The following is a 20526-nucleotide window of genomic DNA, read 5'->3' on the forward strand; positions in this document are numbered from 1 at the left end:
TAGATTGAGGATCGCCGGACCGGTTTGGGAGGGGAGACCAGCCCTTGACTGCGTGTCAGGGAACGGCGTTGTGAACCGGATGCCGAACAGGCAGCCAGCCAACATGCGGGGGGCATGAGGCGGTTGGGGAACCGCCGAGCTTCCTCGTTCTTCAGTGCCGCTGTGTTGAGGAGACGCACCGGTGCTGATCCATTCCCGGCTGCGGACCTCGTGCCGCATGCCCGGGTTCGTTGGGTCAGGGGTAGCTGCGCATGTGGTGGGGGGTCCATGGCCATTGAGGTCACGCATGAGCACCTGGTTGTGGAACGTAGACGTCCAGATGCTCGCCGAAGACGTTGGGAACGCACGTACCGAAGAACTCTGCTGGTCGCGGACGCCCTCGCGGCCACGGCCGCGGCCCTGGTGATCCACGGGGCGTACGGCCGCTGGGCGGCGGCCCTGCTGCTGCCACCCCTGTGGATCACGGCGATGTTCGCCCATCGCACCTATGAACGCGGCGCCCTCGGCCTGGGCGGCGAGGAGTACCTGCGGGTCCTGCGCGGCGCCCTCGTCCTGCCCGCCCTCGCCGGCGCGCACTGGCTGGTCACGCACGACACCGGCCTCCTCCATGACATGACCCTCGCCGCGGCGCCGGCCGTCGCCTTCGCGCTGCCCGCCCGTTACGCGCTGCGCCGTCGGCTGCACCGCCGCTGGGCACGCGGCCGCGACCGCAACGCCACCCTCCTGGTCGGCCCCTCCCGGGGCGTCCTGGAACTGGCCGCCGTCCTGCGCCGCGCCGGCGGCCCGCAGGAGATGCGGGTCGCCGGGGTCTGCCTGAGCGACACCGACCACGCCGCCGAGATCCGCGCCCTGGGGCTCCCCGTCCTGGGCGGCGCCGGCGACCTCGACGACGTCATCCGGGCCATGGGCATCGGCACCGTGGTGGTGCTCCCGGCACCCGAGTTCGACGCCGCCGCGCTGCGCCGGATGAGCTGGATCACGGCCGTCCACGACGCCGACTTCCTGCTCGCCCCCGTCCTCTCCGACGTCTCCGCCTCCCGGCTGGCCGTCCGGCCCACCCACGGGGTGCCGCTGCTGCGCATCCAGGCACCCAACCTGTCCCGGTTCGCCCGGCTGCCCAAGGAGGCGCTGGACCGCTCGCTCGCCGCGCTGCTGCTGGTGCTGTGCGGGCTGCCCATGCTGCTGATCGCCCTGATCGTCCGGCTGGACAGCCCCGGACCCGCGCTGTACCGGCAGCAGCGGGTGGGCCGCTACGGCGACCACTTCACCATGCTGAAGTTCCGCACCATGCGCCCCGACGCGGACGCCCTGCGGGCCGAACTCGCCCACCTCAACAGCAACAGCGACGGCCTGCTGTTCAAGGTGAAGGGCGACCCGCGGATCACCCGCGTCGGCTCCTTCCTGCGCCGCAGCTCGCTCGACGAACTGCCGCAGCTGATCAACGTGGTCAAGGGGCACATGTCGCTCGTCGGCCCCCGCCCCCCGCTGCCGGAGGAGGTGGAGGAGTACACCCCGGACATCAAGCGCCGGCTGCTGGTCAAGCCCGGCCTCACCGGACTGTGGCAGGTCAGCGGCCGCTCCGACCTGCCCTGGGACGAGGCCGTCCGGCTCGATCTCGGATACGTGGACAACTGGTCGATGAGCCTCGACCTGACGATCCTGGCGCGCACCGGCTCGGCGGTGGTCCGGGGAACGGGGGCCTACTGATGAGCAGACGCTCCGCCGGGGAGCGCGGCGCCGCACGGCAGCCGGGCCCCCACCACCCGCCGCCGAGCCCGCACACGCGCCCGGCCGGCTGGGACAACCTCCCTACGCACCAGGAGAAGAGGAACGCTGTGACGCAGGAGCCGTTGGGGGTCGCGGTCGTCGGGGCCGGCTACTGGGGTCCCAATCTCGTCCGCAACTTCCAGGCCGGCGAGCACTTCCGGCTGCGGTGGCTGTGCGACCTGGACGTCGACCGCGCTCAGCGGGTCCTCGGCGCCTACTCCACGGTGCAGGCCACCGCCGACTACGCCGCCGTCCTCGCCGACCCGGCGGTGGACGCCGTCGCCGTGGCCACGCCCGCCGGCACCCACCTGGACATCGCCCTGGCCGCCCTGCGCGCCGGCAAGCACGTCCTGGTGGAGAAGCCCCTCGCGGCCACCTACGCCGACGGCCTGCGCCTGGTGAACGAGGCGGAGGAACGCGGCCTGACCCTGATGTGCGACCACACCTACTGCTACACGCCCGCCGTGGGCCGTATCCGGGAGGCCGTCCACTCGGGGGAACTCGGCGAGATCCACTTCGTCGACTCGGTCCGCATCAACCTCGGCCTGGTCCAGAAGGACATCGACGTCCTGTGGGACCTGGCCCCGCACGATTTGTCCATCCTGGACTTCATCCTCCCCGACCACGTCGAGCCGGTCGCCGTCGCCGCCCACGGGGCCGACCCGATCGGCGCCGGGCAGGCCTGCGTGGCCTATCTGACGCTCCAGCTCAACACGGGCGCCATCGCCCACGTGCACGTCAACTGGCTCTCCCCGACCAAGGTGCGCACCACCATGGTCGGCGGCTCCAAGCGCACCCTGGTGTGGGACGACCTCAACCCGCTGCAGCGGGTGGCGATCTACGACCGGGGCGTGGACCTGGCCGCGCCGCAGGAGATCGGCGCGGACGAACGCCGCGACATGCTCGTCTCCTACCGCTCCGGCGACATGGTCGCCCCCGCCATCGGCGAGCGGGAGGCGCTGCGCGGCATGGTCGACGAGTTCGCCGACGCGATCAGGAACCGGCGGACCCCGCTCACCGACGGACGGGCGGGCCTGCGCGTGCTGGACATCCTCGAAGCGGCCTCCCGCAGCCTGGAGTTCCGCGGTGCGGTCGTCGGCCTGCGCGCCGGGCGTTGACAGTTCGACCAGGGAAGCCGGGAAGCCGGGAAGCCAGGAAAGCCAGGAAAGCCAGGAAAGAGGGAGCGGCAGTTGAGCAGCGTACGAGGCAAGAAGATCCTGGTCACCGGAGGGGCGGGCACCATCGGCTCGAACCTCGTCGACCTCCTGGCCGAGGGCGGTGCCCGTGAGATCGTCGTGCTCGACAACTTCGTGCGCGGACGCATGGCCAACCTCGCCCAGGCCCTGGGCAGCGGCGTGGTGCAGGTCGTCGAGGGCGACATCCGCGACGCGGCCCTCGTGCGGAAGGTCACCGAGGGCTCCGACCTCGTCTTCCACCTCGCCGCGATCCGCATCACCCAGTGCGCGGAGGAGCCCCGGCTCGCCAACGAGGTGATGGTCGACGGCACCTTCAACGTCCTGGAGGCCGCCGTCGACGCCGGGGTGTCCAAGGTGGTCGCCTCCTCCTCGGCGTCCGTCTACGGCATGGCCGAGACGTTCCCGACGACGGAACGGCACCACCCGTACAACAACGACACCTTCTACGGCGCGGCCAAGGCCTTCAACGAGGGCATGCTGCGCAGCTTCCACGCCATGTACGGCCTGGACTACGTGGCGCTGCGGTACTTCAACGTCTACGGCCCCCGGATGGACATCCACGGCCTGTACACCGAGGTCCTCATCCGCTGGATGGAGCGCATCGAGGCCGGCGAACCCCCGCTGATCCTCGGTGACGGCAGCCAGACCATGGACTTCGTCGACGTCCGCGACATCGCCCGCGCCAACGTGCTGGCGGCCGAGGCGGACGTCACCGACGAGGTGTTCAACGTCGCCAGCGGCACCGAGACCTCGCTCAAGGAGCTGGCCGAGGGCCTGCTGGAGGCCATGGGCGCGTCCGGACTGGAGCCCGAGTACGGCCCCGCCCGCACGGTGAACGGCGTGGTGCGGCGCCTCGCCGACACCTCCCGGGCCGCCGAGCGGCTCGGCTTCACCGCCCATATCGACCTGCGCACCGGCCTGAAGGACCTGGTCGAGTGGTGGCGCGCGGAGCGGGAGGCGGCCAAGTGACCACCGACCGCATCCCGGTGATGATCCCCTGGCTCGGCGAGGAGGAGGCGAAGGCGGCCTCCGACGCGGTGCTGTCCGGGTGGGTCGCCCAGGGCCCCCGCGTCGCCGCCTTCGAGCGGGCCTTCGCCGAGCGGGTCGGCGCCGAGCACGCCGTCGCCGTCAGCTCCTGCACGACCGCCCTGCACCTGTCCCTCGTCGCGCTCGGACTCGGGCCCGGCGACGAGGTCGTCGTGCCGTCGCTGTCGTTCATCGCCACCGCCAACGCGGTGCGCTACGTGGGCGCCGAGCCGGTGTTCGCCGACGTCGAGGAGGCCACCGGCAACCTCACCCCGGCCACCGTGGACGCGGTGCGCACGCCGCGCACCCGGGCCGTGCTCGCCGTGCACCAGGGCGGCGTCCCGGCCGACGTGCACGCGCTGCGCGCCGCCTGCGCCGACTGGCAGCTCCCGCTCGTCGAGGACGCCGCCTGCGCCATCGGCTCGACGGCCGGCGGCAAACCCGTCGGGCAGGGCGCGCTGATCGCCGCCTGGTCCTTCCACCCCCGCAAGATCGTCACCACCGGCGAGGGCGGCATGGTCACCACCGACGACGCCGCCTGGGCGGCCCGGCTGCGCCGGCTGCGCGAGCACGGCATGAACGCCTCCGCCGCCGAGCGTCACGCGAGCGACAAGCCGGTCCTGGAGAGCTATCTCGAGGTCGGCTACAACTACCGGATGACGGACATCCAGGCCGCCGTCGGCCTGGTCCAGCTCGGCAAGCTCGACGAGATGATCAGCCGCCGCCGCGCGCTCGCGGCACGCTACGACTCGCTGCTGCGGGACCTGCCCGGCCTCACCCCGGTGCGCGACCCGGCGTACGGGGAGAGCAACTTCCAGTCGTACTGGGTGCTGCTGGGACCGGACTTCCCCGTCGGCCGGGACGATCTGCTCGCCGCGCTCGCCGCGGCCGGCGTCTCCGCCCGGCGGGGCATCATGGCCGCCCACCTCGAACCCGCCTACGCCGGCCACCCGCACGCACCGCTGCCGGTCACCGAGCGGATCAGCCGCGACTCGCTGATCCTGCCGCTGTTCCACACCCTCACCGAGGCCCAGCAGGACCGGGTGGTGGCGGTGCTGCGCGAACAGGCCGCGCGATGAACGGGCTGCTGATCGTCGGCGCCGGCGGCTTCGCCCGCGAGACCGCGCAGGCGGTCCGGGACACGGGCGCGTTCGAGCTGCTCGGGCACCTCGACGACAACCCCGCCCTGCGCGGCACCGAGGTGGACGGCGTGCCCGTCCTCGGCGGCACCGCCCTGGTGCACGACCTGCCCGAGGCCCGCGTGGTGATCTGCGTGGGCAACCCCCGCGACTACGCCGCCCGGGCCCGCCTGGTGCGCCGGCTCGGCCTGCCCGAGGAGCGCTACGCGACCGTCGTCCATCCCACGGCGTCCGTGTCGGCGACCTCCTCCCTCGGCCCCGGCTCGGTGCTGCTCGCGCACAGCGTGCTCACGGCCGCCGTGCGGGTGGGCGCGCACGTCGCGGTGATGCCGCACGTGGTGCTCACCCACGACGACGTCGCCGAGGACTTCGTGACGCTCGCCGCCGGGGTCCGCCTGGGCGGGGGAGCGCTGCTGGAGCGCGGCAGCTATGTGGGCTCCGGGGCGCTGGTCCGGGAGGGCACGACGGTCGGCGCCTGGTCGCTGGTCGGGATGGGGAGCACGGTGCTCGGCGATGTGCCGCCGGGCGAGGTCTGGGTGGGGAGCCCGGCCCGGCGGCTGCGCGAGGCGGCCGCCCCGGCACTGGACGAACTCGCGAGAGAGAGCATGGGGGGACGGGTCGGATGAACCGGATACCGCTGGTGGACCTCAAGGCGGCCCACGAAGAGGTCGCCGACGAGGTACGCGAAGGCTTCGAACGGGTGCTGGCCGGCACCGCGTTCATCGGGGGTGAGGAGGTCCGCCTCTTCGAGCGCGAGTACGCCGCTTTCGGCGGCGTCGCGCACTGCGTCGGCGTCGCCAACGGCACCGACGCCGTCGAACTCGCCCTGCGGGCAAGCGGGGTGGGGCCCGGCGACGAGGTCGTGGTCCCCGCCAACACGTTCATCGCCACCGCGGGCGCGGTCGCCCGGACCGGCGCCACCCCGGTCCTCGCGGACTGCCTTCCCGACAGCCATCTGCTCGACCCGCAGGCCGCCCTGGACGCGGTGACCCCGGCCACCCGCGCCGTCGTCCCGGTCCACCTCTACGGCCAGATGGCCGACGTGGCCGCGCTCACCGGCCGGCTGCCGGAGCACGTGCACGTCGTCGAGGACGCGGCCCAGTGCCAGGGCGCGACCCGCGACGGCCGCGCCCCGGGCAGCGGCACCATCGCCGCCACCAGCTTCTACCCGGGCAAGAACCTCGGCGCCTACGGCGACGCGGGCGCCGTCCTCACCGACGACGAGGAACGCGCCGACCTGGTCCGCGCGATCGCCAACCACGGCGGCATCGCCAAGTACCGGCACGACGTGCCCGGCTTCAACAGCCGCCTGGACGGCCTGCAGGCCGTCGTCCTGCGCGCGAAGCTGAAGCGGCTGGCCGACGGCAACTCCGCCCGGCGCGCCGCCGCCGCCCGCTACGACGAACTGCTCGCCCCCCTGGCCCAGGCCGGCCGGGTCGTCCTGCCCGTGACCGTGCCCGGCAACGTCCACGTCTGGCACCTGTACGTCGTCCAGATCGCCGGCGCGGACCGCGACGACGTCGTCGGCAAGCTGAACGCCGAGGGCATCGGCGCCGGCGTGCACTACCCCACTCCCGTCCACCTCACCCCGGCCTACCGCCACCTGGGACACGCGCCCGGCGCCTTCCCGCACGCCGAGCGGGCCGCCGGACGCATCCTGTCGCTCCCGCTGCACCCGCAGATCACCCCCGACCAGCAGCAGCGGGTCGTGGACGCGCTCACCACGGCGCTCGCAAGCTGAACCACCCTCCGCTCCACGCCGGCCGCACGGCCGGTCCTGCACAGCACCGCTGAGAGGTACTCATGAACAGTTGGAGCAGACGGCTGCGGGGCGGCCGCCTCGCCGTCGTCGCAGCGTTGATCTGGGCGGTGCTGCCGCAGGCCGTCCCCGCCCAGGCGGTGTCCGATCCGTGCGGTGCGGGATCGAACCCGATCGTCTGCGAGAACTCCAAACCGGGCAGCCCCAAGTCGGACTGGTTCTCGGCCAACGCCTACGGCGACGTCAAGGGGTTCACCACCAAGGAGAGCGTCCAGGCCGGGGACACCGTCCAGTTCAAGGTCCAGTCGAAGACGCCGTACCGCATCGAGATCTACCGCCTGGGCTGGTACGGCGGTGACGGCGCCCGCCTGATGTCGACGGCGGCGCAGGCCGCGGTGACGTATCCCGCGAACTACACGACCAGCCCCAAGAGCTGCACCACCAAGAGCGCCACCGGCCTGGTCGACTGCGGCAACTGGCCAGTCACCGCCACCTGGACGGTGCCCTCCGACGCCGTGTCCGGCCTGTACATCGCCAACATCACGCAGACCGACGGCGACGGCCTGATGCCGTACCCGTTCGTCGTCCGCAAGGACTCCTCCACCTCCGACGTCGTCGTGCAGACCAGCGACCAGACCTGGCAGGCATACAACGACTACGGCGGCCAGGACCTGTACGGCGGCGGCGGACCCGCGCCGGACGGGCGCGCCTACGAGGTCAGCTACAACCGGCCGCTGGACATCGGCGGCGACAACGGCATCTACGGCTCCGAGTTCATGATGCTGTCCTGGCTGGAACGCAACGGCTACGACGTCAGCTACCTGTCCGGCGTGGACGTGTCCTCGGCCGCGGGCGCCACCCTGCTGAAGAACCACAAGGTGTACATGTCCTCCGGCCACGACGAGTACTGGACGCAGAGCCAGTACTCCAACGTGCTCGCGGCCCGCAAGGCCGGTGTGCGCCAGGCCTTCTTCAGCGGCAACGAGGTGTTCTGGAAGACCCGGTTCGCGCCCAGCATCGACGGCACGAACACCGCCGACCGCACCCTGGTCTGCTACAAGATGACCAAGATGGCGCAGAACAACGGGATCGCCGACCCGAGCGGTGTGTGGACCGGCACCTGGATGGACCCGGCGAGCACCCAGTACGGGCAGTCCTACCAGCCGCCGAACATCCTCACCGGCTCCATGTTCACGGTGAACGGCTACCGCGCCGACGCCATCACGGTCCCCGGCACGTACGGCAAGAACCGGCTGTGGCGCAACACCTCCGTCGCGAACCTCTCGCCGAGCCAGACCGCCACCTTCCCGGCCGGCACGCTCGGCTACGAGTGGGACAGCGACATCGCCAACGGCACCCGGCCCGCCGGCGCGATCGACCTGTCGTCCACGACCGTGGACATCAACGACGGCAAGCTCCGCATGGACTGGGGCAACGTCTACGGCAACGGCACCGCCACCCACAACCTCGTCGCCTTCCGCGACCAGGACTCCGGGGCGCTGGTGTTCGGCTCCGGGACCGTGCAGTGGTCGTGGGGGCTGACCAACGTCCCCACCTACAACCCCGCGGACACGGTGGTCACCGAGGACGCCCGCATGCAGCAGGCGACCGTGAACATCCTGGCCGACATGGGCGTCCAGCCGAAGACGCTGCAGAGCAACCTGGCCGCCGCCACCGCCTCCACCGACACCACCGGCCCGGCCGTCACCGTGACGAGCCCCGCCGCCGGCGCCACCCTCCCGGCGCTCAAGCCCGTCACCGTCACCGGCACCGCCAACGACTCCGGCGGCGTGGTCGCCCGGGTGGAGGTCTCCACCGACGGCGGCACCACCTGGAACGCCGCCACCGGCCTCACGTCCTGGAAGTACACCTGGACGCCGACCACCCCGGGCGCGGCGTCGATCAAGGTCCGCGCGGTCGACGACAGCGTCAACATCGGCGCCGCCACCACCCTCGCGGTGACCGTCGGCCCGCAGAGCTGCCCCTGCACCGTCTGGCCGGCCTCCGCCGTGCCCGGCACCGTCAACGCGGGCGACGGCAGCTCCGTGGAGCTCGGCGTCAAGTTCCGCACCACCGTGGCCGGTTCCATCACCGGCGTGCGCTTCTACAAGTCGCCCGCCAACACCGGCACCCACACCGGCAGCCTGTGGACCGCCTCCGGCAGCCGCCTGGCCACCGGCACCTTCTCCGGCGAGTCGGCCTCCGGCTGGCAGCAGCTGAACTTCTCCACCCCGGTCGCCGTCAAGGCGAACACCACCTACGTCGCCTCCTACTTCGCCCCCAACGGCGGCTACTCCTACGACGGCGGCTACTTCACGAACAACGACGCCGGCCTCGCCCCGCTCACGGCGCTGAAGTCCGGCACCGACGGCGGCAACGGCGTCTACCACTACGGCTCGACCAGCGCCTTCCCGTCCTCCCCGTCCTCCGGCAGCAACTACTGGGTCGACGTCGTGCTCGACACCTCGGCGGCCAGCACCACCCCGCCCACCGTCACGGCGACCTCCCCGACCTCCGGGGCGACCGGCACGTCGATCACGGCGCCGGTGTCGGCCACGTTCAGCTCGTCCCTCGACACCGACAGCCTGACGTTCACCGTGCAGGACCCCGACGGCGCCGCCGTGCCCGGCACCGTCACCTTCCCCTCGGCGAACAAGGCCACCTTCACCCCGTCCACCGAGCTGCAGCTGCACACCGTCTACACCGCCTCGGTGCAGGCCTCCGACGTGTGGGGCAACACCATGGCGGACCCGGTGACCTGGACCTTCACCACCAGCTCCACCCCGCCCGCGGTCACCTGCCCCTGCACGCTGTGGAATTCCTCCACCGTGCCGGCCACCCCCTCCATGACCGGCGACACCAACTCCGTCGAACTGGGCACCCGGTTCACCTCGTCCGCGGCCGGCTGGATCACCGGCGTCACCTTCTACAAGGGCACCGGCAACACCGGCACCCACACCGGCAGCCTGTGGAGCGACGACGGCACCCTGCTGGCCACCGGCACCTTCACGAACGAGACGGCCTCCGGCTGGCAGACGCTGACCTTCACCACCCCGGTGGCGGTCACCGCCGGCACCCCGTACGTCGTCTCCTACCACGCGCCGGGCGGCAACTACGCGGTCGACGGCGGCTACTTCACGGCGGCCCACCAGTCGTATCCGCTGACCGCCACCGCCGACACCACCACGCACCACAACGGCCTGTACCGCTACGGCGCGGGCCCGGTCTTCCCAAGCGGCTCCTACGGATCCGCGAACTACTGGGTGAGCCCGGTCTTCACCGCCGACAACCCGAGCGCCATGCTCGCCCCGGCCACCGCCTCGGAGGTCACCTCGTCCTCGGTGACGCACACCGCCGACGCGGCCGCCCCGCTCGTCACCGCGCTGCCCGCCGGTGCGGCCCTGTCGTCGGTGACGGCGACCGTGACCATCCTGCCCGGCCCGCAGGCAGCCGCCGCCAGGAAGCTCCACGTCACCGCCGTCACCTCCTACGACCGGGCCACCCGCAAGGTGTCCGTGCACCTGTCCGCCCCGCTGCCCGACGGCACCCGCCTCACCGTCACGGTCACGCCCCGGGACAAGCACCGCAAGACGGTGGGCGCCCACAGCTGGACCCTGACCAGCAAGTCGCTCCGCAAGAAGAAGAACTGACCGACCGCAACGCACCGGTGGTGGTCCAGGCCGTGCGCGCCGGGACCACCACCGGGGATTGGCTGCCGCACCGATGAGCACCGTCAGTGTTGTCATCCCCTGCTACAAGTACGGCCATTTCCTCGCCGACTGCGTGAGCAGCGTCCTCGACGAACAGGACGGCGTGGACGTCCGGGTCCTCATCATCGACGACGCCTCGCCCGACGACTCGGCCGAGATCGCGCAGAAGCTGGCCGCCTCCGACCCGCGCATCGAGGTCCTCGTCCACGAGACGAACAAGGGCCACATCGCCACCTACAACGAGGGCCTGATGGAGTGGGCCGACGGCGACTACGTCGCCCTGCTGTCCGCCGACGACCGGCTGGTGCCGGGCGCCCTGGTCCGCGCCGCCGCCCTGCTGGACGCCCACCCGGAGGCCGGCTTCGCCTACGGGCGCCCGCTGCGCTTCCAGCACGGCGGCCCCCTGCCCAGGGCCCGCACCCGGTCCACCGGTTCCGTGGTCTACCCCGGCCGGTGGTGGCTCGAGCGGCGCTTCCGCGAGGGCACCGGCTGCATCACCTCACCCGAGGTCGTCGTCCGCACCAGCCTGCAGCGCCAGGTCGGCGGCTACGACCCGGCCCTGCCGCACGCCGGCGACATCGAGATGTGGATGCGGCTCGCCGCGCACGCCGACGTCGGCTACATCCGCGGCGCCGACCAGGCCTTCTACCGCGTCCACGGCAGCAACATGTCCACCACCGACTTCGGCGGCCAACTCGACGACCTGCGCCAGCGCCTCATCGCCTTCGACTCGGTGCTCGCCAAGTGCGGCGACCGGCTGCCGGACGCCGACCGCCTCGCCGAACAGGTCCACACCCGGCTCGCCCGCTACGCCCTGCGCCGCGCCTACCGGGCCTACGACCGGGGGCGCACCGGCCTCGTCCCGGTCGACGCCTGCGTGGCCTTCGCCGAGGAGTGCCGGCCGGACTACCGCACGCTGCCCGAGTACCGGGCGCTCAGGCTGCGCCGGCGGATCGGCCCGAAGGCCATGCCCTATCTGCAGCCGCTGGTCTGGTCGGCCGTGGCCGAACGCGGCCGGGAGTGGCTGTGGTGGGAGTCGTGGAAGCGCCGCGGCCTGTGACGCACCGCCCGCTCACCTCACGGCGCCACCGGCAGCGGACCGGTGCGCCGGCGCCGGCCCGGGACGTGCGCCCGCCGGTTCATCAGGTACCGGTCGAGCCACAGCGCGCCCACGACCCCACCGGCCAGGCCCAGCAGCGCCGTGCCCGCAAGCCCCCGGCTCGGGGTGCCGCGCACCTCGGCGGCACTGGGGGAGACCAGCACGGAGGCCGTGATCCGCGCCCCGTCCGCGACCCCCTGGGCCTCCTGCACCTGCCCCACATGCCGGGCGTACACGTCGATGATCCGGCGTACGGACGCCACGGCGGTGTCCGCGTCGGAGGCCTGCGACTGCACCTGCAGCGACGGGATCAGATAGCGGGGCGTCGCACTGGTGCCGCTGTTGCGCGGCACGAGATGGTAGGTCCCCCGGACACCCGCGGCACGCAGCTCCCTCGTCCCGGCCGGCGACTGCAACTGCTGGATGACGCCGTAGGAGAGCACGGCGAGCGGCGGCTGCAGATTCGTGAACTGATTGGGCTGGTTGCGCGTCACCGGAGGCTTCAGCACGACCACCGCCGACCCCGTGAACTGCGGGGCGGGGCGCACCACCTGCCAGGCGCCGGCGGCCGTCAGCAGCAGCGCGGCCAGCAGCACGTACCAGCGGCGCAGCAGCGCGTCGGCGACGTTCCCGGGGGACATAGGAGATCCTTCCGTCACCCCCGATACTGGCAGGACGCGCGGCGTGATGCCACCGATTGGGGGGACGGTACGTGAGCCTTGGTGAGATCTGGGCCATCCTGCGCAGACGGTGGTACTTCATGGTGCCGTTCACGGTCCTCAGCCTGCTCGGCGGCGCCTATCTGTACGTGACCGTGCCGGTGTCCTACCAGTCGCAGAGCTCGGTCGCGCTGCTGGACTCCTCCGCGGTCGCCCGGCTGGCCCCGACCTTCGGCAACCCCATCTCCAACGCGGGCGGTTCGCTCATCGTCACCGCCGACGTGCTCATCCGCACCCTGCAGTCCGGCGACGCCGCGAAGGAGTTGCAGGGGCGGGGCGTCACCGATCCGTACACCGCGGGCTTCGCGCCCGAGAGCGAGAGCCCGCTGCTGTCCCTCAGCGTCACCGGAACCGACCGGGCGAAGGTGCTGCGGGAGACCAACACCCTGACCACGTTCGCCGGGGAGCAGCTCATCGCGCTGCAGGAGGCGGCCAAGGTGCCGCCGGCCTACCTCGTGCAGACGGCGCCCGTCGTACTGCCGCAGACACCGGTGGCGAAGTCCAAGAGCCGCTACCAGGACATCGCGGCCGTCGTCATCCTCGGCGTCGTCAGCGCGTTTCTGCTGTCGATCCTGATGGAGGGCGTCGCCGTGGTCCGCCGCCGGCGGCACACCGAGCCCCGCCCGAAGGAGGCCCGCACCCCGAGGCTGACCCGGGCCGGCCCGCTGGCCCGGCGCGTCGACGCCACGGCGATCCTCACCGTCTATCTGGCGCTGGCCTTCTTCATTCCGTCGAACCTGGCCCTGCCCGCGCTCGGCGGGGTCGGCACCCCCGCCAACGTCTTCGCACTGCTGGGCCTGTTGTGGTACCTCGCGACCTGGCTCGGCGGGCGCATCCTGCCCGCGCCGGGCACCCGGCTCGCCCGCGTCGCGATGTGCGTGCTCGGCGTGGCCGTCCTGCTGGCGTACATCGCCGACGCGATGCGCCAGAGCTCGCACCAGGAGGTCCTCGGCGCCGACCGCGGCCTCATCGGCTACCTGGTGTGGGTGTCGCTGGTGGTGCTCACCTCGGCCGCCGTGCAGGAACGCGGCCGGCTGGACGTGCTGCTGCGCCGGGTCGTGGTGTTCGCCTCCGTCGTCGCCGCGATCGGCTTCTACGACTTTTTCGCCGCCACCAACGTCGCCGACTCCCTGCACATCCCCGGACTGCAGACCAGCGTGGCCCAGGTGTCCGTCATGGACCGCGGCGCCTTCACCCGGCCCCGCTCCACCACCGCCCAGCCGCTCGAGTTCGCCGGTGTCCTCGCCATCCTGCTGCCCTTCGCGATCCAGCAGGCCTTCGACCCGGTCCGCCGCCGGCTGAGCGGGTGGCGCCGCTGGGCGCCCGTGGTGCTGCTGGCCGGGGCGCTGCCCCTGTCGGTGTCCCGGACCTCGATCATCGGGCTGCTGCTGGTGGCGCTGGTGATGGTGGTGCGCTGGAAGCCCGCCCGCCGCTGGGCCGCCATCGGCGTGCTGACGGCGTCCGTCGCCGTCTTCAAGGTCCTCGTCCCCGGGCTGATCGGCACCATCACCGGCCTGTTCGCCTCGTTCCTGTCCAACTCCGACAGCAGCACCCAGGCCCGTACCGTCAAGTACAGCGCGATCGTGCCCTATCTGAAGGAACACCCGCTGTTCGGGCGGGGCTTCGGCACCTTCACCCCGGACCTGTACTTCTTCACCGACAACCAGTACATGCTGGGCCTGGCGGAGATGGGCGTGGTCGGGCTGCTCGCGCTGCTCACCCTGTTCGTCACCGGCATCCACCAGGGCGGCGCCATCCGGCGCCTGGCCCGCACGGAGGCCGACCGGGAGCTGGGCCAGGCGTTCTTCGCCTCCTCGCTGGTAGCGCTCGTCATCAGCGCCACCTTCGACTCCCTCAGCTTCCCGATGTTCGCCGGCATGTTCTTCCTGCTGCTCGGGGCCGGAGGCAGCTGTCTGGGCTTCATCCGGCGCGAGGCCGCCGCCCCCGCCCCGCTCCCCGCACCCCCGGCCACCGCGCGAGCGGAGCGCAAAGAACTCGTGGAGTCCCGATGAGTCCCGTCGCCGTCGTCGTCGTCACCTGGAACAGCGCCGCGGTGCTCCCCGCGTTCCTCGCCGCCCTCCCGGACGGCATGGCCGGCCTGGACTGGCACCTCGTCGTCGCCGACAACGACTCCGCCGACGACACCGTCGACCTGGTGCGCACCCTCGCCCCCGAGGCCACCGTGGTGCAGACCGGCCGCAACGCCGGGTACGCCGCCGGCGTCAACGCCGCCCTGGCCGCCGCCGGGGACCACGGGGCCGTGCTGATCTGCAACCCCGACATCCGCATGCGGCAGGGCTGCGCCAAACGCCTCGTCGACAGCCTCGGCGGCGGCGTCGGCATCGCCGTACCCCTGCTGTACGAGGAGGGGCGCGACACCCCGCACCACTCGCTGCGGCGGGAGTCCAGCGTGCTGCGGGCCCTCGGCGAGGCGGTCATCGGCAACCGGCGGGCCGGGCGCTTCCCGCGCCTGAGCGAACTCGTCACCGACCCGGACGCCTACCGTCGGCCCACGCGCGCGGACTGGGCGACCGGCGCGCTCATGGCGCTGTCGGCCGACTGCCTCGCCGCGTGCGGTGGCTGGGACGAGTCGTTCTTCCTCTACTCGGAGGAGACCGAGTACTGCCTGCGGGCCCGCGACCTGGGCTACGCCACCCAGCTGGAGCCGACCGCCGAGGCCGTCCACCTGGGTGGCGACTCCCAGGTGTCGCCCCGGCTGTGGACCCTGCTGACGCTCAACCGCGTACGGCTGTACGGCCGCCGGCACGGGGCCGCGGCGACCGCGTGCTTCCGCGCCGCCGTGTTCCTGCGGGAGGCCTCGCGCGCCGCCCTCGGCCGCCGGGCCAGCCGCGCCGCCGCGACCGCCCTGCTCACGCCCGGGGCGCTGCGGGCCACGCCCGGACCCTGACGGTCAGCCGGACCACGTCGTGTAGAAGCTCTCCGGGTTCACCAGGTACCGCACGGTGGCGTGCGGCACGTGGCGCACCCGGTGGGCGCGGCTGTAGCGGTGGACCAGCTCCCAGTCCTCGCGGGGCAGCACCTCGGGTGTGCGCCGCAGCCGGCTGAAGTGCAGGGCGCGGGTGCGGCGGGCGACGAACGCGTTGGTGTCCAGGAAGGACGCGTGGGCGGCCCGGCGGCGGTCGAACGGCACCGACAGCACGTCCCGTTCGGTGCCGTCGGGCAGGACGCGGCGCAGCGCCGTGTACACGCCGTCGGGCCCCTGCGGGGACTGCAGCACCTCCAGTGCCCGCTCCAGGTGGTCCGGCTCCCACAGGTTGTCGTCGTCGAGGAACGCCACGTACCGCGAGTCGGTGAGGCGGATGCCGACGTTGCGCACGACACCGGCCACACCGGTGTTGCGGGCCAGGGAGACGGCGAACAGCCGCGGATCGGCGGGCAGGTTCGGGAGGCCGGCGCCGTCGTCGACCACGATCACGACCTGGTCGCGCACGGTCTGCGCGAGGGCCGAGCGGACCGCCGCCCGCAGCGCGTCCGGGCGGCGGTGGGTGGCGATCACGGTGGCGACCAGCGCGGCGGGCGGGGTGCCGGCGGCGGCCAGCCGGCGCACCTCGGCGGTCTCGAAACGGCGCAGCCGCAGCGCCGAGGGCGCCAGCAGCACCTTGTTGCGCAGCTCGAACAGGACCAGCCAGCCGAAGACGCGCTTGAGCAGCTCCCAGGGGGCGCGGGCGATCCGTCGCATGATCCTCTTCCTCAGCCGGCCGGCCTGGGGACGACCGGGGTGCCGTCGGAGAAGCGGTTGCCGCGCCAGACGTTGCCGGCGCCGCCCTCGTTCCAGGCGGTGACGGCGCCGTAGACGCCGGAGTTGCGGTGGTAGCGGCGGGAGAAGACGTTGTCCGTCACCGAGATCCCGGTCGCGCCCGGGCCGCCCCCGTACAGCGCGTACGCGCCGCCGGCCAGCAGGTTGCGTTCGACGACGACCTGCGAGACGTGGCCGGTGTCGGCGAACAGGCCGATCGCGGCGGACGCGCCCCGCTCCACCGGCACCGGGTTGAGCAGCGTGTTGTGCCGGATGACCAGCTTGCCCTGGTTGCCGCCGCCGCTGATCACCGCGTCGGTGTGCTGCCACTCGCCGCCGGTGTTGCGGAACGGCACCAGGTCGTGGACGTAGTTGTCGTGCAGATACCCCTGGCCCATGGACAGGGCGTTGCCGAACACCGAGATGTCGCACCAGCCGACCTCGACCGAGTTGGTGCCCATGTTGGACACGGCGTAGTCCACCCCGCCGTTGTCGGGTCCCTTGCCGGGGACGGCGGTGATGGTGCTGTGCAGGACCTTCAGGCCGCGGTAGCCGGGCCGCAGGTTGATCCCCCACCAGTTGGTGGAGGTGATCCGGGAGTCGACGATCGTCACGTCGTTGGCGTAGACGTCGAGCGAACCGGTGATGTCCCAGCCCTTGATGACCGTGCCGTCGGTCTTGATGCTGAGGTTGCCCGTGGAGTGCGGCGTGAGCGCGATGCGCGGGCCGGTGCCGCGCGCGTCGGGGAAGCCCTCCTCGCCGGGCGGCACCGGGCTCGCGGGCGCCGTGGGGCGCGGGGGGCCCTTGGCGTCCGGGGCGGCGCTGCTCGAGGAGCAGGCGGCGCACAGCAGCAGGGCCAGGCCGGCGAGCAGCAGGCGCAGCCTCGTCATACGGTCTCCGGGACGCGGGCGCCGAGCAGGAAGCCACGGCTGGGCAGGACGCACAGCACGTAGCATGCCAGGGCGGCGGTGCCGGTGACGCACACCGCGAGGACGCCGTCACCGAGGAGTCGCTTCGCGACGAGGAGCACGACGGTCATCACCGCGCCCCCGAGGAAGGGCCAGGCGCAGGCGCGGGCGACGGGCGCCAGGCCGATGCCGGCCCGGCCCAGGGCGTACAGGAACACCGGCACCACCAGCACGACGGCGACCAGCACATGCGCCTGGGAGACGCCGACGATGCCGTTCAGGCGGGCGCCGGCGATCAGGACCGGGACGAGGGCGACGACCCACAGGCCCTGGGTGAGGATCAGGGAGCGGCGCTGTCCGGCGGCGACGAGGCAGTCGTAGGCCAGTTCGCAGCCAATGCGGACCAGGCCGAGGGCCATCAGCCAGGGCAGCGCCGCCGCCGCCGGCACCCAGGTGTCGCCGTACACCAGGCGCACCACGGGGGCGGCGAGGCCGCCGAGCAGCACGCACAGCGGGACGGTGCCGGTGACCAGGACGCCCAGGGCGCGGCCGAACCCCTGAGCGAGGGCCTGCGGGGAGCCGGCGAGGCGGGAGAAGCCCGCGAAGGACACCCGCCGGGCCGCCTCGGAGATGATCCGCACCGGCCAGCCCGACATGTTGAACGCCAGCACGTAGAAGCCGAGCGAGACACCGCCCAGGGTGGAGCCGACGACCATGGTGTCCACGTTGACCACGGCGAGGGCGAGCAGGCTCGCCCCGGCCAGCGGCAGCCCGAACCGCAGCAGGGCGCGGGCCTGCGCCGGGTCCCAGCCGAACCGCAGCAGGCCCGGGGCGGCCAGGGCGCAGCCGGCCAGGGCGGCGACGTTCCCGGCGACCGCGCCCCAGGCGAAGCTCATCGCGCCGCCCCCGGCGAACGCCAGCGCCAGCGTGACGCCGGTGCTCAACACGAAGTTCAGCGCGTCGACGACCATCCGCCGGCCCTGCTGGAACTCCCGGGTGAGGACCCCGGCGGGCACCTGCGCGATGCCGTCGATCACCAGGCACAGGCACATCACGCGCAACACGCCCGTGGCGTCGGGGGAGTCGAGCAGCGTGGCCACCGCCGGCGCCGAGAGGAACAGCGCGGCGTACAGGATGCCGCTGGAGGCGGTGGCCAGGGTCAGCACGGTCGGCGCGAACCGGCGCGGGTCGCCCTCCCAGCGCACGATGGCCAGGCTCACGCCCAGTTCGTTCGCCGACAGCAGGACCAGCAGAACGGTCTGAGCGATGCCGTAGACGCCCCACTCGGTCGGGCCCAGGGCGAAACGCGCCAGCAGGATGCCGGTGGCGAAGTTGCCCAGGCGCATGACCACGGTGTTGATCAGGCTCCAGCGGGCCGCGGAACGGACCTTGCGGCCGAGCGAGGCGGCAGCGGGGGCACCGCCCGGTTCAGCGGTGATGCTGTCCGGTGTGCGGACGCTGTCGGTGCTCTCCATGCGCGGACTCCTCGTCGAGCGGCTCGGCGGCGGGCGCCACGGTCATCACGGACCGCCCGCCCCTCGGCTCCGCGGCGGACCTGTTCTCGGCGGACCGCGACCAGCTGGGCGAGGACCGCAGGGCCATCGTCTGCTCGGTGACCGGCTCCTCGGCCGCCGGTTCCGGGGCCGCCGGCTGCGCGGCCTCCTCCTCGCGCGCCGAGGGACGCGGCCGGCGGCGCGCCTCCACCCAGAAGACGGCGACCAGGCTGAGCACGAAGCCGAGGCCGCCGGCCATGACCATGTACTCCAGCCGCGTCTTGGTCTGCGCCACGGGGTCCTGCGGCGGCACGATGGTCGTCATCCGGATCATGGCCTTGGGCGCGACCGCCTGCTGCTTCTGGAACTGCTCCAGCCGCTCCTCGGCGTACGCCGTCAGGACGCGGTCCGAGGCGAGGACGCGCGCCTTGTCGGTGCCGGTGACGGTGAGCCACATCAGCGGGCCCTGCGCGTTGTCGGCGAGCTTCGCCTCGAACGTGCCGCTCGCGCCGCGCGACTTCAGCTCGCGCAGGGAGCCGTCGGAGTTCAGGTTGCGGGCCAGGCTGTCGGCCATGCCGGTGAGCGAGGTCTGGGTGCTGAGGAACGGGTTGCCGTCGTAGGCGACGGTGGCCTTCTGGGAGTTCAGCAGCACCACGGTGCTCTGCGACTGGTAGCTGACCGGCACCAGGAACGCCACGGCCACCGTCAGCGCGGCGGTCAGCAGCAGTCCGGGCAGCAGCACGTACCAGCGCCTGCGCATGACACGGAAGATCTCAGCCAGATCCATGGTGGTCCCCCCTCGCGACCCGACGTGCCCCGAGCATATGTGGCGAGCGGATCATAGGGGGAGCGTCCGGTCGGTCGGCCGCGGCCGGGTGGCCGCCGTGCCTCCCGTGAACAGCACCTCGGCGATACGGTCGCTCGCGCGGCCGTCCCACAGCGCGGGCCGGCGCGGCGCGGGCGAGGCGTCGAGGACGCCGTTCACCGTGGCCACGATCCGCGCGGGGTCCCGGCCGGCGAGCACGTTGGTGCCCTCCTCGACGGTGATGGGCCGCTCCGTGTTCTCCCGCAGGGTCACACACGGCACCCCGAGCGCCGTGGTCTCCTCCTGCACGCCCCCGGAGTCGGTCAGCACCAGCCGGGCGCCCTCCTGCAGCGCGAGGAAGTCCAGGTATCCGGCCGGTGGCACCAGCCGGACACCGCCGGGCACGCCGAGTTCCGCCAGCCGTCCGGCCGCACGCGGGTGCACCGGCAGGACGAGCGGGCAGCGGCCGGCGATCTCACCGAGCGCCTTCAGCAGCCCGGCGAGCACCTCCGGGTCGTCCACGTTGGCCGGGCGGTGCAGGGTCACCAGGCCGTACTCGCCGCGGGCCAGGCCGTGGCGGTCGAGGACGTCCCCGGCCCGCGCGCGGTCCAGGTTGGCCAGCAGCGTGTCGATCATGACGTTGCCGACCAGGTGGATCTGGTCCTCGCGGTAGCCCTCCGCCCGCAGGTTCTCCACGGCGTCCGGCGAGGGGGCCAGCAGATAGTCGCTGACCCGGTCGGTGGCGACCCGGTTGACCTCCTCCGGCATGCTCCAGTCACGGCTGCGCAGACCGGCCTCGACGTGCGCCAGCAGCGGCCCGGCCTTGGCGGTGACCAGGGCGCAGGCCAGCGTGGAGTTGATGTCCCCGACCACCACGACGACGTCCGGGGACACCTCCTGCAGCAGCGGCTCGAACGCGGTCATCACCCGCCCGGTCTGCTCGGCGTGGCTGCCGGAGCCGACGCCGAGGAAACGGTCGGGCGGGCGGATGCCGAGGTCGGCGAAGAACACGTCGTTCATGGCCGGGTCGTAGTGCTGGCCGGTGTGGACGAGGACGACCTCGGCACCCCGCCGCTCCAGGGCGTCCATCACCGGTTTGATCTTCATGTAGTTGGGTCGCGCCCCGGCGACGCAGACGACGCGCATGT

At 72.7% G+C, this 20526-nt stretch carries 16 protein-coding genes; 10 read left to right on the forward strand and 6 right to left on the reverse strand.

Annotated features, from left to right (window positions below; genetic code table 11):
* Positions 1–267 precede the first annotated feature (267 nt).
* The 8 genes from ACF1AL_RS09265 to ACF1AL_RS09300 all read left to right on the forward strand — a co-directional run bounded on the left by ACF1AL_RS09265 (position 268) and on the right by ACF1AL_RS09300 (position 11657).
* A complete protein-coding gene (locus tag ACF1AL_RS09265; protein ID WP_391825679.1) occupies positions 268–1707 on the forward strand; it encodes a sugar transferase in 1440 nt (479 codons plus the stop codon).
* Positions 1707–2885: a Gfo/Idh/MocA family protein gene (locus tag ACF1AL_RS09270; protein ID WP_391825680.1), complete on the forward strand. Its 1179-nt coding sequence runs from the start codon at positions 1707–1709 to the stop codon at positions 2883–2885. Before ACF1AL_RS09265 ends, ACF1AL_RS09270 begins: the two co-directional genes overlap by 1 nt.
* Before the next feature lie 72 nt (positions 2886–2957).
* Complete coding sequence (locus ACF1AL_RS09275) at positions 2958–3932, forward strand: NAD-dependent epimerase/dehydratase family protein (RefSeq protein ID WP_391696031.1); 975 nt, start codon at positions 2958–2960, stop codon at positions 3930–3932.
* Positions 3929–5068: a DegT/DnrJ/EryC1/StrS family aminotransferase gene (locus ACF1AL_RS09280; protein ID WP_384207279.1), complete on the forward strand. Its 1140-nt coding sequence runs from the start codon at positions 3929–3931 to the stop codon at positions 5066–5068. Before ACF1AL_RS09275 ends, ACF1AL_RS09280 begins: the two co-directional genes overlap by 4 nt.
* Positions 5065–5754, forward strand: a complete 690-nt coding sequence (locus tag ACF1AL_RS09285; RefSeq protein ID WP_384207282.1) for an acetyltransferase — start codon at positions 5065–5067, stop codon at positions 5752–5754. The genes ACF1AL_RS09280 and ACF1AL_RS09285 overlap by 4 nt, the downstream gene beginning before the upstream one ends.
* On the forward strand, positions 5751–6869 hold the full coding sequence (locus tag ACF1AL_RS09290) for a DegT/DnrJ/EryC1/StrS family aminotransferase (protein ID WP_391825681.1): 1119 nt from the start codon (positions 5751–5753) through the stop codon (positions 6867–6869). The genes ACF1AL_RS09285 and ACF1AL_RS09290 overlap by 4 nt, the downstream gene beginning before the upstream one ends.
* A gap of 62 nt (positions 6870–6931) precedes the next feature.
* A complete protein-coding gene (locus ACF1AL_RS09295) occupies positions 6932–10537 on the forward strand; it encodes a DUF4082 domain-containing protein (RefSeq protein ID WP_391825682.1) in 3606 nt (1201 codons plus the stop codon).
* 73 nt (positions 10538–10610) lie between these two features.
* Positions 10611–11657 (forward strand): glycosyltransferase family 2 protein, encoded by a 1047-nt coding sequence (locus tag ACF1AL_RS09300; protein ID WP_391825683.1) that lies wholly within the window; start codon positions 10611–10613, stop codon positions 11655–11657.
* A 17-nt stretch (positions 11658–11674) separates the two neighbouring features.
* Here ACF1AL_RS09300 and ACF1AL_RS09305 read toward each other — a convergent pair whose 3' ends face one another.
* Positions 11675–12337: a hypothetical protein gene (locus tag ACF1AL_RS09305; protein WP_391825684.1), complete on the reverse strand. Its 663-nt coding sequence runs from the start codon at positions 12335–12337 to the stop codon at positions 11675–11677.
* 71 nt (positions 12338–12408) lie between these two features.
* Here ACF1AL_RS09305 and ACF1AL_RS09310 point away from each other — a divergent pair, with 71 nt between their 5' ends.
* Positions 12409–14427, forward strand: coding sequence for an O-antigen ligase family protein (locus tag ACF1AL_RS09310; protein ID WP_391825685.1), 2019 nt, complete (start codon positions 12409–12411; stop codon positions 14425–14427).
* On the forward strand, positions 14424–15323 hold the full coding sequence (locus ACF1AL_RS09315; RefSeq protein WP_391825686.1) for a glycosyltransferase: 900 nt from the start codon (positions 14424–14426) through the stop codon (positions 15321–15323). Before ACF1AL_RS09310 ends, ACF1AL_RS09315 begins: the two co-directional genes overlap by 4 nt.
* A 3-nt stretch (positions 15324–15326) precedes the next feature.
* Here the strand turns inward: ACF1AL_RS09315 and ACF1AL_RS09320 are convergent, their stop codons facing one another.
* From ACF1AL_RS09320 to wecB, 5 genes are read right to left on the reverse strand one after another with little or no spacing between them, the layout of a single operon-like run.
* Positions 15327–16115 (reverse strand): glycosyltransferase family 2 protein, encoded by a 789-nt coding sequence (locus tag ACF1AL_RS09320; RefSeq protein ID WP_391825687.1) that lies wholly within the window; start codon positions 16113–16115, stop codon positions 15327–15329.
* Between the two features lie 11 nt (positions 16116–16126).
* On the reverse strand, positions 16127–17062 hold the full coding sequence (locus ACF1AL_RS09325) for a hypothetical protein (RefSeq protein ID WP_391825688.1): 936 nt from the start codon (positions 17060–17062) through the stop codon (positions 16127–16129).
* Positions 17059–18555, reverse strand: coding sequence for an oligosaccharide flippase family protein (locus ACF1AL_RS09330; protein WP_391825689.1), 1497 nt, complete (start codon positions 18553–18555; stop codon positions 17059–17061). Before ACF1AL_RS09330 ends, ACF1AL_RS09325 begins: the two co-directional genes overlap by 4 nt.
* Positions 18509–19360: a Wzz/FepE/Etk N-terminal domain-containing protein gene (locus ACF1AL_RS09335; protein WP_391825690.1), complete on the reverse strand. Its 852-nt coding sequence runs from the start codon at positions 19358–19360 to the stop codon at positions 18509–18511. The genes ACF1AL_RS09330 and ACF1AL_RS09335 overlap by 47 nt, the downstream gene beginning before the upstream one ends.
* A 51-nt stretch (positions 19361–19411) precedes the next feature.
* Positions 19412–20524, reverse strand: a complete 1113-nt coding sequence (gene wecB / locus ACF1AL_RS09340) for a non-hydrolyzing UDP-N-acetylglucosamine 2-epimerase (protein ID WP_391825691.1) — start codon at positions 20522–20524, stop codon at positions 19412–19414.
* Between the last annotated feature and the right edge of the window lie 2 nt (positions 20525–20526).

This window comes from Streptomyces sp. NPDC014801 (assembly GCF_043082085.1).
In the GTDB taxonomy this organism is placed as follows: domain Bacteria; phylum Actinomycetota; class Actinomycetes; order Streptomycetales; family Streptomycetaceae; genus Streptomyces.

Excerpts from the sequence above, each read along its gene's own strand:
- ACF1AL_RS09265 (WP_391825679.1), top strand. The coding sequence starts at position 268 with ATGGCCATTGAGGTCACGCATGAGCACCTGGTTGTGGAACGTAGACGT.
- ACF1AL_RS09270 (WP_391825680.1), top strand. The coding sequence starts at position 1,707 with ATGAGCAGACGCTCCGCCGGGGAGCGCGGCGCCGCACGGCAGCCGGGC.
- ACF1AL_RS09285 (WP_384207282.1), top strand. The coding sequence starts at position 5,065 with ATGAACGGGCTGCTGATCGTCGGCGCCGGCGGCTTCGCCCGCGAGACC.
- ACF1AL_RS09290 (WP_391825681.1), top strand. The coding sequence starts at position 5,751 with ATGAACCGGATACCGCTGGTGGACCTCAAGGCGGCCCACGAAGAGGTC.
- ACF1AL_RS09295 (WP_391825682.1), top strand. The coding sequence starts at position 6,932 with ATGAACAGTTGGAGCAGACGGCTGCGGGGCGGCCGCCTCGCCGTCGTC.
- ACF1AL_RS09300 (WP_391825683.1), top strand. The coding sequence starts at position 10,611 with ATGAGCACCGTCAGTGTTGTCATCCCCTGCTACAAGTACGGCCATTTC.
- ACF1AL_RS09305 (WP_391825684.1), bottom strand. The coding sequence starts at position 12,337 with ATGTCCCCCGGGAACGTCGCCGACGCGCTGCTGCGCCGCTGGTACGTG.
- ACF1AL_RS09315 (WP_391825686.1), top strand. The coding sequence starts at position 14,424 with ATGAGTCCCGTCGCCGTCGTCGTCGTCACCTGGAACAGCGCCGCGGTG.
- ACF1AL_RS09320 (WP_391825687.1), bottom strand. The coding sequence starts at position 16,115 with ATGCGACGGATCGCCCGCGCCCCCTGGGAGCTGCTCAAGCGCGTCTTC.
- ACF1AL_RS09325 (WP_391825688.1), bottom strand. The coding sequence starts at position 17,062 with ATGACGAGGCTGCGCCTGCTGCTCGCCGGCCTGGCCCTGCTGCTGTGC.
- ACF1AL_RS09330 (WP_391825689.1), bottom strand. The coding sequence starts at position 18,555 with ATGGAGAGCACCGACAGCGTCCGCACACCGGACAGCATCACCGCTGAA.
- ACF1AL_RS09335 (WP_391825690.1), bottom strand. The coding sequence starts at position 19,360 with ATGGATCTGGCTGAGATCTTCCGTGTCATGCGCAGGCGCTGGTACGTG.
- wecB (WP_391825691.1), bottom strand. The coding sequence starts at position 20,524 with ATGCGCGTCGTCTGCGTCGCCGGGGCGCGACCCAACTACATGAAGATC.